This is a genomic window from Niallia sp. FSL W8-0635 (genome assembly GCF_038007965.1).
In the GTDB taxonomy this organism is placed as follows: domain Bacteria; phylum Bacillota; class Bacilli; order Bacillales; family Cytobacillaceae; genus Niallia.
In genome coordinates, this window is sequence record NZ_JBBOYD010000001.1 from 1,181,745 (window position 1) to 1,197,038 (window position 15,294).

At 36.0% G+C, this 15,294-nt stretch carries 17 protein-coding genes; 14 read left to right on the forward strand and 3 right to left on the reverse strand.

Features of this window, described 5'->3' with window-relative positions; genetic code table 11:
- Positions 1-117 precede the first annotated feature (117 nt).
- Both NYE52_RS05665 and NYE52_RS05670 read left to right on the forward strand, forming a co-directional pair.
- A complete protein-coding gene (locus NYE52_RS05665) occupies positions 118-942 on the forward strand; it encodes a YitT family protein (RefSeq protein ID WP_341192168.1) in 825 nt (274 codons plus the stop codon).
- Between the two features lie 14 nt (positions 943-956).
- Positions 957-1,319, forward strand: coding sequence for a hypothetical protein (locus NYE52_RS05670; protein WP_341192169.1), 363 nt, complete (start codon positions 957-959; stop codon positions 1,317-1,319).
- Positions 1,320-1,419: 100 nt separating this feature from the next.
- Here NYE52_RS05670 and NYE52_RS05675 read toward each other — a convergent pair whose 3' ends face one another.
- The 3 genes from NYE52_RS05675 to NYE52_RS05685 all read right to left on the reverse strand — a co-directional run bounded on the left by NYE52_RS05675 (position 1,420) and on the right by NYE52_RS05685 (position 2,721).
- A complete protein-coding gene (locus tag NYE52_RS05675; RefSeq protein WP_341192170.1) occupies positions 1,420-1,611 on the reverse strand; it encodes a DUF3813 domain-containing protein in 192 nt (63 codons plus the stop codon).
- Between the two features lies 1 nt (position 1,612).
- Positions 1,613-1,765, reverse strand: a complete 153-nt coding sequence (locus NYE52_RS05680; protein WP_341192171.1) for a hypothetical protein — start codon at positions 1,763-1,765, stop codon at positions 1,613-1,615.
- Between the two features lie 137 nt (positions 1,766-1,902).
- The gene (locus tag NYE52_RS05685; protein ID WP_341192172.1) at positions 1,903-2,721 is read right to left on the reverse strand and encodes a Cof-type HAD-IIB family hydrolase; all 819 of its coding nucleotides are present in this window, start codon (positions 2,719-2,721) and stop codon (positions 1,903-1,905) included.
- 250 nt (positions 2,722-2,971) lie between these two features.
- Between NYE52_RS05685 and NYE52_RS05690 the strand changes: the two genes are divergently transcribed.
- The 12 genes from NYE52_RS05690 (at position 2,972) to NYE52_RS05745 (ending at position 15,228) form a co-directional block, all read left to right on the forward strand.
- Positions 2,972-3,751 carry an alpha/beta fold hydrolase gene (locus NYE52_RS05690; RefSeq protein WP_341192173.1) on the forward strand — a complete coding sequence of 260 codons (780 nt, stop codon included), beginning with the start codon at positions 2,972-2,974 and terminating at the stop codon, positions 3,749-3,751.
- Between the two features lie 117 nt (positions 3,752-3,868).
- Positions 3,869-4,177 (forward strand): metal-sulfur cluster assembly factor, encoded by a 309-nt coding sequence (locus NYE52_RS05695; RefSeq protein ID WP_341192174.1) that lies wholly within the window; start codon positions 3,869-3,871, stop codon positions 4,175-4,177.
- Between the two features lie 134 nt (positions 4,178-4,311).
- Positions 4,312-5,313 carry a GTP 3',8-cyclase MoaA gene (gene moaA / locus NYE52_RS05700; protein WP_445669093.1) on the forward strand — a complete coding sequence of 334 codons (1,002 nt, stop codon included), beginning with the start codon at positions 4,312-4,314 and terminating at the stop codon, positions 5,311-5,313.
- Positions 5,314-5,353: 40 nt separating this feature from the next.
- Positions 5,354-6,625, forward strand: a complete 1,272-nt coding sequence (locus NYE52_RS05705) for a molybdopterin molybdotransferase MoeA (RefSeq protein WP_341192175.1) — start codon at positions 5,354-5,356, stop codon at positions 6,623-6,625.
- A gap of 49 nt (positions 6,626-6,674) precedes the next feature.
- Positions 6,675-7,403, forward strand: a complete 729-nt coding sequence (locus tag NYE52_RS05710) for a FadR/GntR family transcriptional regulator (protein WP_341192176.1) — start codon at positions 6,675-6,677, stop codon at positions 7,401-7,403.
- A gap of 213 nt (positions 7,404-7,616) precedes the next feature.
- Positions 7,617-8,336 carry a (Fe-S)-binding protein gene (locus NYE52_RS05715; RefSeq protein WP_341192177.1) on the forward strand — a complete coding sequence of 240 codons (720 nt, stop codon included), beginning with the start codon at positions 7,617-7,619 and terminating at the stop codon, positions 8,334-8,336.
- Positions 8,337-8,352: 16 nt separating this feature from the next.
- Positions 8,353-9,780 (forward strand): LutB/LldF family L-lactate oxidation iron-sulfur protein, encoded by a 1,428-nt coding sequence (locus NYE52_RS05720; RefSeq protein WP_341192178.1) that lies wholly within the window; start codon positions 8,353-8,355, stop codon positions 9,778-9,780.
- The gene (locus NYE52_RS05725; protein ID WP_341195121.1) at positions 9,777-10,496 is read left to right on the forward strand and encodes a LutC/YkgG family protein; all 720 of its coding nucleotides are present in this window, start codon (positions 9,777-9,779) and stop codon (positions 10,494-10,496) included. Before NYE52_RS05720 ends, NYE52_RS05725 begins: the two co-directional genes overlap by 4 nt.
- A gap of 500 nt (positions 10,497-10,996) precedes the next feature.
- Positions 10,997-12,031: an N-acetyl-gamma-glutamyl-phosphate reductase gene (gene argC / locus NYE52_RS05730; protein ID WP_341192179.1), complete on the forward strand. Its 1,035-nt coding sequence runs from the start codon at positions 10,997-10,999 to the stop codon at positions 12,029-12,031.
- Between the two features lie 12 nt (positions 12,032-12,043).
- Positions 12,044-13,288, forward strand: coding sequence for a bifunctional ornithine acetyltransferase/N-acetylglutamate synthase (gene argJ / locus NYE52_RS05735; protein ID WP_341192180.1), 1,245 nt, complete (start codon positions 12,044-12,046; stop codon positions 13,286-13,288).
- Positions 13,289-13,300: 12 nt separating this feature from the next.
- Complete coding sequence (gene argB / locus NYE52_RS05740; RefSeq protein ID WP_341192181.1) at positions 13,301-14,074, forward strand: acetylglutamate kinase; 774 nt, start codon at positions 13,301-13,303, stop codon at positions 14,072-14,074.
- Positions 14,071-15,228, forward strand: a complete 1,158-nt coding sequence (locus NYE52_RS05745) for an acetylornithine transaminase (RefSeq protein WP_341192182.1) — start codon at positions 14,071-14,073, stop codon at positions 15,226-15,228. Before argB ends, NYE52_RS05745 begins: the two co-directional genes overlap by 4 nt.
- The last annotated feature ends 66 nt before the right edge of the window (positions 15,229-15,294 follow it).

Genomic DNA, 15,294 nt, shown 5'->3' on the forward strand with positions numbered 1-15,294 from the left:
CTTGTTTTTGTTAACAAGGCATACTTATTTGTAGTTTATAAAATTTTAAGAGAAAAAACAATGAATAGTAAATGCAAAAATAGTAAAAATTACTATATATCGTAATGGAGGATACATATGTATTGGTTATTAACAAAAAAATTAGTCGTTGTAATTTTCGGAGCATTATTAAATGCTATTGCCATGAATTATTTTCTTATACCTGCTGATGTGTACGCAAGTGGCTTTGCAGGTGTAGCTCAGCTTGTATCAAAAGTAACGCCAATTTCTACTGGGATATTATTATTTATTCTCAATGTTCCAATTGCTATACTTGGCTGGATAAAGGTAGGAAGATCATTTACCTGTTTTAGTTTTTTAAGTGTAGTTTTTATGTCTTTGTTTATGGAGATCATTCCAGTAACAAGCTATTCACATGATATTTTGTTAAATGCTGTTTTTGGTGGGGTTATAGCGGCTGTTGGCGTTGGTTTAACGTTAAAGTGGGGGGCATCGACCGGTGGAATGGATATTATTGCTATGATTCTTTCGCGTGTGCAAGATAAGCCAGTCGGTACCTATTTCTTTATATTAAATGGTGCGATAATCATAACAGCTGGTGCTATGTTCGGTTGGGAAAAAGCGTTATATACGTTAGTAAATCTCTATGCTGCAACAAAGGTGATTGATACGATACATACAGCGCATCAAAAATTAACCGTAATGATTATAACAAAGAAAACAGAAGAGCTAAAGGTTGCCATCCATGAAAAATTAGTTAGGGGTATTACAATTCTGCCGGCAAGGGGAGCATTTTCTAATGAACCTAAGGAAATGCTAATGATTGTTGTGACACGATATGAACTATATGATATTGAACATGTCATTAAGGAAGTGGATCCACATGCATTCACCAATGTTGTGCAGACGACAGCGGTACTCGGTTTCTTTAGAAAATCATAATGGAGGTTGTTCATTTGAAGAAAATAATGGCGGTTGTTTTATGTGTTATTATTAGTGGATTTATTCCATATATATCGACAGCTGCATCAGCGAATTCTAATAAAGAACAAGTCACAGTACAAAATTTATCTGTTAGTGGTACGAAGGGAAATTATGTCGTGAAAGGAATATTTGCTGAAGGTAAAGACGTGTATTATACAGTTGAGGACGGTCATAATGAATTAATTCCAAAAAAGAAATTGCCATTAAGCAACCATAAATTTTCACTGGAAATTCATTTAAATAAGGAAGAACTACCGAAAAATGGAACAATAATTTTATATTTTTCGGTAGAGGGAAAAGAACCATATTCAGTAGTATTAGAAACCTTTTCCTGATTAAATAATTTTAAAAGCTGCCCTATAAAGGCATGTCTCCCAAGCATTTTCTTTGTGTAAGCTTGTGAAGAGTTACCTTTATATGGACAGCTTTCTTTTATTAGTGTGTCTGCAATTCATCCAGCTCTTTTTGTAATTCTGCTAACTGTTGCTGTTCGGCTATTGTAGTATTAGCGTAAGCAGAGCTAATCGCATTCTTTGCTTTATCAACTAATCCTGCTACGTCATTGCCATTTGCATATTTTGCTACCTCAACTGCTTGTCTTGCTTCTTGAAAAAGTCTATTTCCCATTTTATTCTAATCCTCCATGAGATTGGCTTTCATTTGACATTTTATAGCTCTCAGCTTCCGCATATGTCATATGATAAGGGATACGTTCGGAATGCTTAGATACGGAGTCTACTCCTTGTTGCACAAAGCGTTTCGATTTATTTCGTTTTCCCATTCATGATCCCTCCGAGTGTTAGAGTATAATTGGAAAGACAAAGAAGCGTATCATTTTCCTTTGAAACAGTAAATTACTGCTTCATTGATAGTATGAACGAAATGGCAGGGTTTAATGACGGTAAAGTTACCCAACTGTTAAAGGGCACGAAGATTTAAAGCTTCATTTAAATAAATGGCAATTCCGTCCTCTTCATTGGATAAAGTAATGTCATTGGCAAGCGATTTTAACTCATCTATTCCATTGCCCATCGCTACACCTTTACCAGCATACTCAATCATTTCAAAATCATTGTCTTCATCCCCAAATGCGATAATATTTTTTTGAGGGATTTGATAATAATCAGAAACTTTTTGAAGTCCAACTGCTTTATTAATTCCAGATTTAACAATTTCAATAACATGAAATGGATCTGCCCAACGTCGATGATCAATTAAATCTGCATGGACTTCAGATAAATGCTTGCGGATTGCAGGAACGTGCTCTTCTTCCGCGTGAATTAGGATAGAAGTTGGTGCTGCTTCTAAAAATTCCAGTAGATTTCCGATTGTGACTTTTGGATTACCTAAGGAAAAAATATCGATTAATTTTTCATCGTGATAATGATAGTAAACATCATCTATTACTTCCGCAATTATATTATGAAAAGGATAGTCATTGCATGCAGCGACAATATCACGGGCTGTTTTAATATCAAGGGGTGAATGATAAAAACCCCAACTTGTATCCTTTGGATGATGAATAAAAGCTCCGTTAAAGTTAACGATAGGAGTATGTAAATCTAGTTCATGATAAATTGCTTCGCTTGCGCGGAATGGTCTCCCAGTTGCAATCATCACTTCATGCCCATCTGCTATCGCCTTTTGAATGACTTTTTTTGTAAGGGGAGAAATAGTTTTATTATCTTTTAATAAGGTCCCGTCAAGGTCTAAGGCAATTAGGTGTTTTTCTGTCATAGTGTCTCCTTTAGTGTCAGTATAGTAATTTTAATTTCCATCATTGAGAGGGCGTAATTTTCGAAAAAAATGCCACTTCATGTTACACTTACTAATACATATAGAATATTATTACACTTTATTCGTTAATTCTACTTTTAGCTTGTTAAGTTATGTAAAATCAATGAAATAGAAGATATACTTCCTTTCTATTATTTACACTTTATTTTACATGAATCATTTATTTTTTCCAAAAAAGGAGGGTCGAGGGATGATTCTGGTTGAAAAACTACATATTGAAGAAATTCCTGTTTTGCATATTGTAAAAAAAGACCACTATGATCAAAAAAGACCATATATTCAATTTACACATGGATTCACAAGTGCAAAGGAGCACAATCTCCATTTTGCCTATCACTTAGCAGAGAAGGGATTTCGTGTAGTTCTACCTGATTGTATGTATCACGGGGAAAGAGAACAAGGATTGACTGCTATGGAATTAAATCTTCATTTCTGGAATATAGTAATGAAAACGATTGATGAAATGGAAGAGATAAAAAATTATTTTAGCAAGAAAAATCTTATCGATGAACATCATATTGGTATTGTTGGAACAAGTATGGGTGGGATTGTTACATTAGGTGCATTAAGAAAATATCCTTGGATTAACACAGCAGTAAGCTTAATGGGAATGCCATATTATGAGAAATTTGCTCATTATACCATTTCTGAAGTGAAAAAAAGAGGATATGAGCTCCCACTTAGCGACAGTGAAATCGAAGCACTCATTATGCAATTAGAAGAGCTAGACCTAAGTAAAGCACCTGAGAAATTGCAGCATAGACCACTTATGTTTTGGCATGGAAAAAAGGATGAAGTCGTACCTTATGCCTATTCTCATCAGTTCTATGAGCATATAAAGCCTTTGTATGACGAAGTACCAGATCGACTAGTATACCTTTCGGAAGAAAATACAGGTCATAAAGTAAGTAGAAGTGCTATGCTTAAAACAGTGGAATGGTTTGAAAAACATTTAGCTGCTGGATTGTAAAAAAGAGTGATTCAAATCCTTTTTTTAAATCATCGATATTTGTTATAGTGTAAATATAAAGAACTTCACTTGAGAAAATAATTCTTGAACATAAATTAATTTAAGGGGTGCCTTAGCATGAATGAAGAATTAAAAGATAGTATAATGGGTGCACTAGAGCTTGTTATTGATCCAGAACTTGGTGTTGATATTGTAAACTTAGGATTAGTTTACGATTTGGAGCTCAAAGAAGATGGCTTATTGGAAGTAACAATGACATTAACAGCAATGGGATGTCCACTTGCAGGAGTCATCGTTGATCAAGTAAAAGCAGCTTTAACGGATATTCCAGAAGTAAAAGAAACAGAAGTCAATATTGTTTGGTCACCTGCTTGGACAAAGGATAGAATGTCCAGATATGCAAAAATTGCATTAGGTGTAAGATAAGCAGCTATTTTTAAGAAGAAGGGAAACCTTCTTTTTTTCTTTGTTTTTAATATACTGTATATTGCGAAAAATGGTATGATAGAAAGATACAAGTGAACTTTTTGTGAATGTTTAGTAAAGGAGTGAGATTGAATATGAAGGATCAGTTAAATCGACCACTAAGAGATTTACGCATTAGTGTTATTGATCGCTGTAATTTGCGGTGTCAATATTGTATGCCTAAAGAAATTTTTGGTCCAGATTATCCCTTTCTTCCTCCAAGTGAGTTATTAACGTATGACGAGATAGAAAGAATCGCAAAGCTTTTTGTACAATTAGGAGTTGGAAAAATTAGATTGACTGGTGGAGAGCCATTGTTACGAAAGAATTTACCAGTACTAATTGAAAGACTTGTACAAATAGAAGGTCTTCATGATATTGCATTAACGACAAATGGGATTTTTCTTCCTAAATATGCTAATGACTTAAAGAAGGCTGGTCTTCAGCGTGTAAATATTAGTCTAGATAGTATCAATGATGAATTATTTGGTGAGATGAACGGAAGAAATGTAGGGGTCACTCCTGTTAAAAGAGGGATAGAGGCTGCAAAAAAAGCTGGTTTAGGAATTAAAATTAATATGGTAATTAAAAAAGGGATGAATGATTCAGAAATAATTCCAATGGCAACCTATTGTAAAGAGAATGAACTTGAACTTCGATTTATTGAATATATGGATGTTGGAAGTACGAATGGATGGAAAATGAAGGATGTTATTACAAAGAAAGAAATTTATAGGAAATTGCAAGAATCCTTCGAATTAGAGGCAGTAGAGGCTGATTACTTTGGAGAAGTAGCAAAAAAATATAAATACAAGGATTCCAATGTGTTAGTAGGATTTATTACATCTGTTTCTGAATCGTTTTGCTCAAGCTGTACAAGAGCAAGGTTATCGGCTAATGGGAATTTATACACATGCCTTTTTAACGGAAATGGCCATAATCTTCGTGATTTTATCAGACAAGGGGCAGATGATGCTGCTGTCAATGCTTTTATAAAAACCATTTGGGAAAATCGTAGGGATCGATATTCAGATGAAAGAACGGAAGAAACAGCGAAGCAACGAAAAAAAATAGAAATGTCCTATATTGGTGGATGAAGTGTAATCCATTAATAAATTCTTTTCAAAGGTGATAAATGTGGTAGAAAGAAGAACTCCGATATCTGTAAAAGAAGCTATTACTAGAGTAATGCAATTTGAAAAAGAGGGGGAAAAAGAAGAAGTATCCATTTATGAATGTAATGGAAGATTTTTAAGTGAAGATATTGTGGCGAATCAAGATGTTCCTTCTTTTGATCGTTCTGCATACGACGGTTTTGCGATTCGTTCTGTCGATGTAAAAGGAGCAAGCAAGGATAATCCAATTACCCTAGCAATTGTTGATGAAATAGGTGCAGGCCAAGTTTGTCAAAAGCGAATTGGTGAATGTGAAGCGGTTCGAATTATGACAGGTGCCATGCTTCCTAGTGAGTGTGATGCAGTAGTAATGTTTGAAGTCGTGAAAGAAGGCAGTGAAAATAATCAGCCCTATATAATAATTGATCATGAAGTAGAGAAAGGAAATAATCTTTCTTTTCAGGGGGAAGATGTGAAAAAGGGGAAACTGCTTGTCGGGAAAGGAACAAAAATTAATCCAGGGATTATGGCACTACTTGCTACCTTTGGTTATGAGAAAGTGCCTGTCGCTAAAAAGCCGATTGTAGGAATTTTTGCTACTGGAACAGAATTATTAGAAGTAGATGAACCATTAGAAAAAGGGAAAATTAGAAACAGTAATGCCTATATGGTAATGGCGCAAATAGAAAGAGCAGGAGCAACTCCTGTCTATTTTGGGAAATTACAAGATGTATTTACTGAAAGCTATGAGGCAATGAAAGAAAAGCTTGCATTAGTAGATATTTTAATTACAACAGGTGGGGTATCGGTAGGCGATTATGATTTACTTCCAGCCATTTATAAAGAAATGGGAGCTGAAGTGCTTTTTAACAAAGTGGCGATGAGACCTGGAAGTGTAACAACAGTTGTTCATCTAGATGGAAAACTTTTATATGGCCTATCAGGAAATCCTTCTGCTTGTTATGTTGGATTTGAAATTTTTGCAAAGCCAATCATTAGAAGATATCTATGTTCTCCTAAACCGCATTTACAATCCGCTCCTGCAATATTGGGAGAAGATTTTTTAACAGGGAATGCTTTCACCCGGTTTTTCCGTAGTACAGTTAACCGAGAAGTGGATGGATTATTACATACAGTACCAAGTGGAGTGGATAAATCGAATATCGTAACAAGCTTGGCTTTTGCCAATGCTTTAACAATCCTACCAAATAATACGACAGGCTATAAAAAGGGAGAAAAGGTAGAAGTACTTTTATTAGAAGAGGAAACTGGATCAGACTGGCCATGGAAATAACGATGGACATTTAGATTAGTCATTTTTTTCCTTCAAAGGAGGTGAATGGATGGAATTTAAGCAAATAAAACCAAAAAAGATTTACGAGGAAGTAGCGGATGCATTGTATGACGCAATTAAAAAGGGCAAATTTAAGCCTGGAGAAAAATTGGCGTCTGTTCAACAATTGGCTGAAACATTTCAGGTTAGCCGCTCGGCCATTAGGGAAGCATTAACTGCTTTAAAGGCAAAGGGATTAATTGATATGAAGCAAGGCGAAGGAACTTTTGTGAAAGCGTATCATCCAGAGGAAGTAGTGTTTTCTTTTCCACAGGCTGTTCTTATGAATAAGAAGGATGTTATGAACTTGTTAGAAGTAAGAAGAATGATTGAAACAGGAACTGCAAAAGCTGCTTCAAGAAATCGAACGGAGCAGGACTTAATAGGAATGAAAGCAGCGCTAGAAAAGATGCAAAGTGCAAATGGAGGAGAGGAGCTAGGAGAGACTGCGGATTTGGAATTTCATCTTGCTGTAGCTAAAGCAACGAATAATGCATTGCTTGTAAATCTATTGATGAATGTATCCGAACTAATGCAAGAAACAATGAAAGAAACGAGAAGAATTTGGCTATATTCTAGGCAGACAACGATGGCTCAGCTTTATAATGAACATTTGCTCATCTACCAGGCGATTTTCCATCAAGAGGAAGAAAAAGCAGTTAGTGCGATGCATCAGCATCTAGAAAAGGTAGAGAGTATTTTAATTAAATATTTTGCGAAAGAGGAGAAGGGGACATAAAGAATAGCAGAGAAAAGGCTATTTTATCATGTTCGTTCGTATTCATTCATACAAATTAATAGAATTATATAATTTTGAAACCGCTTAATATGTGTTTTATTAAGTCATCAGATGACCTGTTCATTAGAGTGTTTATTTGGATTTTGAAAATTAATAGAAGCATGCTCTTCCTAGGAAAAAGGATAGTCAATGAATAGAAAATGGGGGATTAGAATGAAAGTGACATTGTTTGCTACCTGTCTTGTCGATATGTTTCAAAGTGATGTTGGGAAGGCAACGGTTGAATTATTGGAAAGATTAGGCTGTGAAATAGATTTTCCGACAACACAAATATGCTGTGGGCAGCCCTCCTATAATAGTGGCTATGTAAAGGAAACAAAAGAAGCAATGAAAACAATGATGAATGCCTTTCAGGATGCAGAATTTATTGTATGTCCTTCTGGGTCTTGTGCCTATATGTTTCATGAATATCAACATATTTTTAAAGGGGATCCTGTGTGGGAGCCAATTGCCAAAGAACTTGCCACAAAAACATTTGAATTAACGCAATTTATTGTCGATGTCTTAAAGATAGAAGATGTAGGGGCAACTTTCCACGGAAGGGTTACCTACCACACATCCTGTCATATGACGAGATTGCTAGGGGTGAAGGATGCTCCTATTAAGCTTTTAAAAAATGTTCGAGGGGTAGATTATACCGAATTACCATTAAAGGAGAATTGCTGCGGATTTGGCGGGACTTTTTCGGTGAAAATGGGGCAAATTTCAGAACAGATGGTGGATGAGAAGGTAGCTTGTGTAGAATCAACTAATGCTGAATATGTTGTTAGTGCAGATGCAGGCTGTCTGATGAATATTGGAGGAAGAATGGATCGAAAGGGCAAACCAATAAAAGCTTTACATATAGCAGAGGTATTAAATAGTCGAGCATAACAGGGGGATGAAAAGTATGTCGATGAAAACAAGCTCACAAAAATTTAAGGATAGAGTGTCAACAGAACTGGACAACGAATTTATGCGAGGTGCCGTATCAAAAGCACAGCAAACCATTCAAACAAGAAAAAATAATGTTACAGAGGCGATGGGAAATTGGGAGGAATGGCGATCCCATGGAGAAGAAATTCGCCAGCATGTATTAGAAAATCTAGATTACTATTTATTCGAACTAAGTGAACAGGTAGCAAAGCGTGGAGGTCATGTCTTTTTTGCGAAAACAGCTGAAGAGGCAAGTGATTATATTGAACAAATAGCTGTTGAAAAAAAGGTAAAAAAAGTTGTAAAAGCAAAATCGATGGTAACAGAAGAAATCTCCTTAAACAAAAAGTTAGAGGAGGCTGGATGTGAGGTCATTGAAACGGATTTAGGAGAATATATTTTGCAGGTGGATGATCATGATCCCCCTTCCCATATTGTTGTTCCAGCATTGCATAAAAACAAAGAACAAATCCGTGACGTATTTACGAAAAAATTAAATTATACCAATACGGAAAAGCCAGAAGAATTAGCATGGCATGCAAGACAGGTCCTTCGAAATGAGTACCTAACAGCGGATATGGGGATTACAGGCTGCAATTTTGCTGTGGCAGAAACAGGATCGATTACGCTCGTAACGAATGAAGGAAATGCAGATTTAGTCGCAGCTCTTCCAAAAACACAAGTCGTCGTGATGGGAATGGAGCGCATAGTCCCTACTTTTGCTGAAATGGAAGTATTGGTTGGAATGCTAACGAGAAGTGCTGTTGGTCAAAAATTAACTAGCTATGTAACAGCGTTGACTGGTCCAAGAGAAGATGGCGATGTGGACGGGCCTGACGACTTTCATTTAGTGATTGTGGATAATGGTCGATCAGATATTCTTGGCGGAGAGTTCCAATCTGTCTTGCAATGCATACGTTGTGCAGCATGTGTCAATGTTTGTCCTGTATACAGACATGTTGGTGGGCATTCCTATGGTTCCATTTATTCTGGACCAATTGGGGCAGTTCTTTCTCCGTTGTTAGGTGGCTATGAAGAGTACAAGGAGCTACCATATGCTTCCACTCTATGTGGGGCATGTACAGATGCATGTCCAGTTAAAATTCCACTACATGAACTGTTGCATAAGCATAGACAAGTAATTGTGGAAAAGGAAGGGAAAGCGCCGATCTCTGAAAAAATGATATTTAAAGCTTTTGGTATCGGAGCAGCTTCACCAAAACTATATAATATTGGCTCTAGAATTGCTCCTGCAGTGACGAAACCATTAGTAAAAGGAGATAAAATTACGAAAGGAGTAGGAATGTTAAAGGAATGGACAGATATTCGAGATCTTCCTGCACCAAATAAAGAGAGATTTCGTGATTGGTTCAAGAATCGAGAGAAAGGAGAGAAGAAATAATGAAGGGAACTATTCAGAACAGAGAGGCTTTCCTTGATACTATTGCCACTAGAATGGGTAGAAAAAGAAAAACAAAGCTAGAAAAACCACAATGGGCTTATCATCCACAAGAAGAAGTACTTAAAGAGGCATCGAAGGATGAACTGGTTGAGGTTTTAAAATCGCAATGTACACTAATTCATACAGATTTGATTATTACTTCTCAAAAGGAACTCACCGATACACTGCATCAATTAATCAAACAGTATGGTGGAGGTAATATTGTTACTTGGAAGGATACACGATATCAACAATATGGACTTGATGAGCTATTTAAGGTAGTGCTACCCCATGAAGATACGAAGGTATTTGAGTGGGATGCTTCATTAGGGAAAGAAAATATCGCAAAGGCAGAGCAGGCGAATATTGGAATTACCATAAGTGAAATTACGTTAGCAGAATCCGGTACTGTTGTTGTCTATAGCGGAAAGGATCGGGGGAGAACAGTAAGCTTTTTACCTATAAATAGTATTGTTATCGTTCCAAAAAGTTCTATTGTTCCACGGATGACGCAAGCCGCAAAAATCTTACGAGATAAAGTACAAAACGGAGAAGTACTTCCATCTTGTATTAACTATATTACAGGACCAAGTAACTCTGCTGATATTGAAATGGATTTAGTTGTCGGTGTCCATGGTCCAGTGAAAGCTACGTATATACTGGTAGAAGATTTATAGATGAGCTATTTGTGAAAATTTCTGACACCCCTAGATAAATACCTCATATGATGTTGATGTTGAAAGAAGAATTCTCTATCTTTATGGATTAAAATAGAATTTTTCCGTAAAGATAGAGGATTAAAGGTTTTCTTGAGAAAGCATGATGGCATGAAAAGAACAGATATGATCCAAACCCAAGGATATATGATCCAAAATAAACAGATATGATCCAAACCCAAGGATATATAATCCAAAATAAACAGATATGATCCAAACCCAACCATATATAATCCAAACAGCTTTCCACAATCATCAACCAAAATCCTTTCAACACAAACCACCAATGTAAATTCATCATCCTATTACCTTGTTTATTATCAGAAAAATAAGAATACTACCACTTTTATGAAAAAGTGTTGATTTTATGTGCAGTAGTTTTTATAATAAGAGAATCCTAGATTAATAATTATAAATAAAAATGATTAAATATACATTCGTTCAATCGAAAGGAGGAAGTTATGAAGGCGGCTATAATTGGTACAACTGGCTATGGTGGTGCGGAATTAATTAGAATCTTGCATAGTCATCCATGGTTTACAATCAAGTCTGTACATACAACGAGAGATGAAGTCCCAGTGTGGAATGAATATCCCCATCTATTTAATATTGTAGAGAACAAACTAGAACAAATTAATCCAGAAAAAATAGCAAAAGAATGTGATATTGTCTTTTTCGCTACTCCTACAGGTATATCTGGAAAGTTGGTGCAAGAATTCGTAGATAAAGAGATACAAATGGTTGATTTATCTGGGGATCTTCGCTTAAGGAATACAGATGATTATCAGAAATGGTATAAAAAAGAGCCTGTTTCCGCTGAGCTTGTCAATAGCTTTGTATATGGGCTTTCCGAATGGAATAAGGAAAATATCGCTTCAAGTAAGAAAATTTCTAACCCTGGTTGTTATCCTACTGCAACTCTATTAGGATTAGCACCTGTAGTGAAGGAAAATATGATTTTACCAAATAGTATTATTGTGGATGCAAAATCTGGTATATCTGGAGCGGGAAGGAGTCCATCCAGGGCTAATATGTTCGCTGAAATGAGTGAGAATTTTAAAATTTATAAAGTGAATGAACATCAGCATATTCCAGAAATAGAGCAGCAGCTAGCTGATTGGAATTCCGAGATGAAAGCTATTACTTTTTCTACTCATCTCTTGCCGACAAGCAGAGGGTTAATGGCAACTATTTACGCTACATTAAATAAAAGTGTAACAAATGAACAAATACATGATTTATATATGGAAATGTATAAGAATAGTCCTTTTGTGCGAGTACGACCACTTCATACCTATCCTTCAATAAAAGAAGTAACAGGCTCCAATTATTGTGATATTGGAATAAATGTGGATGAACGTACTGGAAGATTAACGATTGTTTCCGTTATTGATAATTTAATGAAAGGTGCTGCGGGTCAGGCCATTCAAAATGCAAATGTGATGAATGGCTATGAAGAAACAACTGGATTACAGTTTCTTCCGCTTTACCCATAAGGAGGAGCCTACGTGCAGGTTATTAACAATATTCATGAACATTCATCACATATAGAAGTAGTAAAGGATGGGAGCATCGTTACCCCGATTGGCTTTAAAGCAGCGGGAGTACACGCCGGACTTAGATATAACAAAAAAGATATTGGCGCAATTGTAAGTGAAGTTCCAGCAAACTGTGCCGCTGTATATACAACAAGTTACTTTCAGGCTGCACCTTTAAAAGTAACGCAAGCATCTATTGCAAAGGAAAAGCTTCTACAAGCAGTAGTTGTTAATAGTGCATGTGCAAATGCATGTACAGGAGAGCAAGGTATGAAGGATGCCTATCAAATGAGAAAAATGATGGCAGACTATCTCCAAATCAAAGAAGATTATGTTGCTGTTTCTTCAACTGGTGTAATTGGTGAATATCTACAAATGGATAAAATTGAAAAAGGTATTAATAATTTAATCTTTGATGCAACGCCGAAAAATGCGGAAGCCTTTCAAGAGGCAATTCTGACTACTGATACAGTAATGAAGAAATGCTGCTACTCCGTTTGTATCGATGGCATTACAGTCACAATGGGAGGAACGGCAAAAGGATCTGGAATGATTCATCCTAATATGGCAACAATGCTTGGATTTATTACGACAGATGTAAATATTTCGTCTGAAGTTCTGCAAAGCGCTTTAAGTAAAGTAATTCCAACAACTTTTAATCAAATTACAGTGGATGGGGATACCTCAACAAACGATACGGTATTAGTTATGGCAAATGGGATGGCGGAAAATGCAGCACTTACAGAGGCGCATCCTGATTATCCAATCTTTTTGGAGCTTCTTTCTACTACATGTGAAAGTCTTGCAAAGCAGATTGCTAAAGATGGAGAAGGGGCAACGAAGCTAATAGAGGTAAAGGTTTCAGGAAGTAATAATGATGAGGAAGCACGCGTTATTGCCAAACAAATTGTTGGATCCAATTTAGTGAAAACAGCTATTTATGGATCAGATGCAAACTGGGGGAGAATTATCACTGCTATCGGTCAAACCAATACTGCAGTTAATCCTGAAAGTGTAGATATTGCCATTGGGAATATTATCATGCTTAAGAAAAGTGAACCGCAGTCTTTTTCAGAGCAAGAGGCAATCGATTACTTAGGGCAGGATTTTATTCAGATATTTGTAGATTTGCATAATGGAGATGGCGAAGGAAAAGCTTGGGGCTGCGATTTATCTTATGATTATGTCAAGATAAATGCGAGCTACAGAACCTGAGGTGATAATCAAATGAAAACCATTGTTATCAAATGTGGTGGAAGTGTAATAGACCAACTAACAACAGAATTTTTTATTAGTTTAAAAAAGCTAAAGGATAATGGCTACACACTAGTCTTTGTACATGGTGGCGGTCCGGACATTAATGAAATGCTTGATTATTTTCAGGTGAAAGCAACATTTCATAATGGGCTTCGTAAAACAACAAAAGAGACACTAGAAATTGTGGAAATGGTGCTTTCGGGAAAAACAAACCGTAAATTAGTGCAGTTGTTAAGGGACAACGGTTTAAATGGTATAGGTCTGAATGGGACAGATGATAATTGTATCAATGCTTCTATAATTGATGAAGAAACGCTTGGTTTAGTAGGAGCTGTTTCGAAAGTGAATAAAAGGCTGATTTCTTCCTTATTAGAAGAAAATTTGATTCCAGTTATAACCCCTATTGGGATTACAGAAGATGGCAGGAAACTAAATATCAATGCAGATTATGTTGCATCAGCAGTTGCTAAGTATTTACATGCAGACCAATGTCTCTTTGTAACAGATGTACCAGGAATTTTAATAGATGGAAGGCTTCAATCCGTTATGGCGAATGAGGAAATTAATTATTTTATCGAAAATGGTCAGATTACAGGTGGAATGATTCCCAAGGTAACATCAGCCTTAGCGGCACTAGAAAGTGGTTTAAATAGCGTAATGATCGTATCTGGAAAAAAACAATTTTTTGATGGGGAAAAATTACTAGGAACAAAAATCGTTGTGAAAGAAGGGATTGTAGAATGAGCCATTTATTTCCAACCTATTCAAAATGGGAAATTGAGCCGGAATCAGCTAAAGGAAGCTACTTATATAGTAAAGATGGTGGCGTTTATTTAGATTTTACTTCAGGTATTGGTGTTTGTAATTTAGGTCATTGTCATCCGGAAGTAAAACAGTCTGTAGAAAAACAATTAAATAAGTTTTGGCATGTTTCAAATCTTTTCCCAATAGAATTACAGGAAAAAGCTGCTGAAATGTTAACAAATGCTTCTGGATTGGATTTTGTTTTCTTTGCAAATAGTGGAGCAGAAGCTAATGAGGCAGCAATCAAGCTGGCTAGAAAGGCAACGGGAAAATCAAAAATACTCACTTTCCAGCAATCTTTTCATGGCAGAACATTTGCAACAATGTCAGCGACAGGACAGGATAAAATCAAACAAGGCTTTGGACCAATGTTAGATAAATTTGAATATGTTCCATTTAATAATTTAGCTGCATTAGAACAACAGTTAACAGAAGATGTGGCGGCAGTGATGCTTGAGGTTGTTCAGGGAGAAGGCGGCATTTTTGTAGCTTCTAAAGAGTTTTTACAAGGGGTAGAATCACTTTGTAAAGAAAAGGATGCTTTGCTAATAATTGATGAAATTCAAACGGGAATAGGCAGAACTGGTAAAGCCTTTGCTTTTCAACATTTTGGAATTAAGCCAGATATTATCAGTGTTGCAAAAGGGATGGCAAATGGTATACCAACGGGTGCTATTGTGGCAGATGGAAAACTAAAGGAATATTTTGGACCAGGTAGCCATGGAACAACATTTGGGGGAAATCCATTGGCGATGGCAGCAGCGACAAAAACAATGGAAATCATTTTTCAGGAATCCTTCTTAGAAGAAGTACAAAAGAAAAGTGAATGGTTTATTAATCTTCTAAATGAGAAACTAGCAGGAAATCAACTGGTAAAGGATATCAGAGGAATAGGATTAATGATTGGAATTGAATTAGAGATGCCAGTGAATTCAATTTTAGGAGAATTAAGAAAAGAAGGATTGATTGTTTTAAATGCAGGGGAAAAGGTTATACGATTATTACCAAGTCTTAATACTCCAAAAGAAGATTTTGAAAAAGCATTTACTATTTTAGAGAAAAGTTTAAATATTCATGCAAAAATTACAATCTAATATGTATTTTTTTGCATGATGATGTATAATTATAAGAAATAAAGAGTAACTATACATTCATTATCG

Coding starts and splice junctions, on each gene's coding strand:
- NYE52_RS05665 (WP_341192168.1), top strand. CDS start 118: ATGTATTGGTTATTAACAAAAAAATTAGTCGTTGTAATTTTCGGAGCA.
- NYE52_RS05675 (WP_341192170.1), bottom strand. CDS start 1,611: ATGGGAAATAGACTTTTTCAAGAAGCAAGACAAGCAGTTGAGGTAGCA.
- NYE52_RS05680 (WP_341192171.1), bottom strand. CDS start 1,765: ATGGGAAAACGAAATAAATCGAAACGCTTTGTGCAACAAGGAGTAGAC.
- NYE52_RS05685 (WP_341192172.1), bottom strand. CDS start 2,721: ATGACAGAAAAACACCTAATTGCCTTAGACCTTGACGGGACCTTATTA.
- NYE52_RS05690 (WP_341192173.1), top strand. CDS start 2,972: ATGATTCTGGTTGAAAAACTACATATTGAAGAAATTCCTGTTTTGCAT.
- NYE52_RS05695 (WP_341192174.1), top strand. CDS start 3,869: ATGAATGAAGAATTAAAAGATAGTATAATGGGTGCACTAGAGCTTGTT.
- moaA (WP_445669093.1), top strand. CDS start 4,312: ATGAAGGATCAGTTAAATCGACCACTAAGAGATTTACGCATTAGTGTT.
- NYE52_RS05710 (WP_341192176.1), top strand. CDS start 6,675: ATGGAATTTAAGCAAATAAAACCAAAAAAGATTTACGAGGAAGTAGCG.
- NYE52_RS05715 (WP_341192177.1), top strand. CDS start 7,617: ATGAAAGTGACATTGTTTGCTACCTGTCTTGTCGATATGTTTCAAAGT.
- NYE52_RS05720 (WP_341192178.1), top strand. CDS start 8,353: ATGTCGATGAAAACAAGCTCACAAAAATTTAAGGATAGAGTGTCAACA.
- argC (WP_341192179.1), top strand. CDS start 10,997: ATGAAGGCGGCTATAATTGGTACAACTGGCTATGGTGGTGCGGAATTA.
- argB (WP_341192181.1), top strand. CDS start 13,301: ATGAAAACCATTGTTATCAAATGTGGTGGAAGTGTAATAGACCAACTA.
- NYE52_RS05745 (WP_341192182.1), top strand. CDS start 14,071: ATGAGCCATTTATTTCCAACCTATTCAAAATGGGAAATTGAGCCGGAA.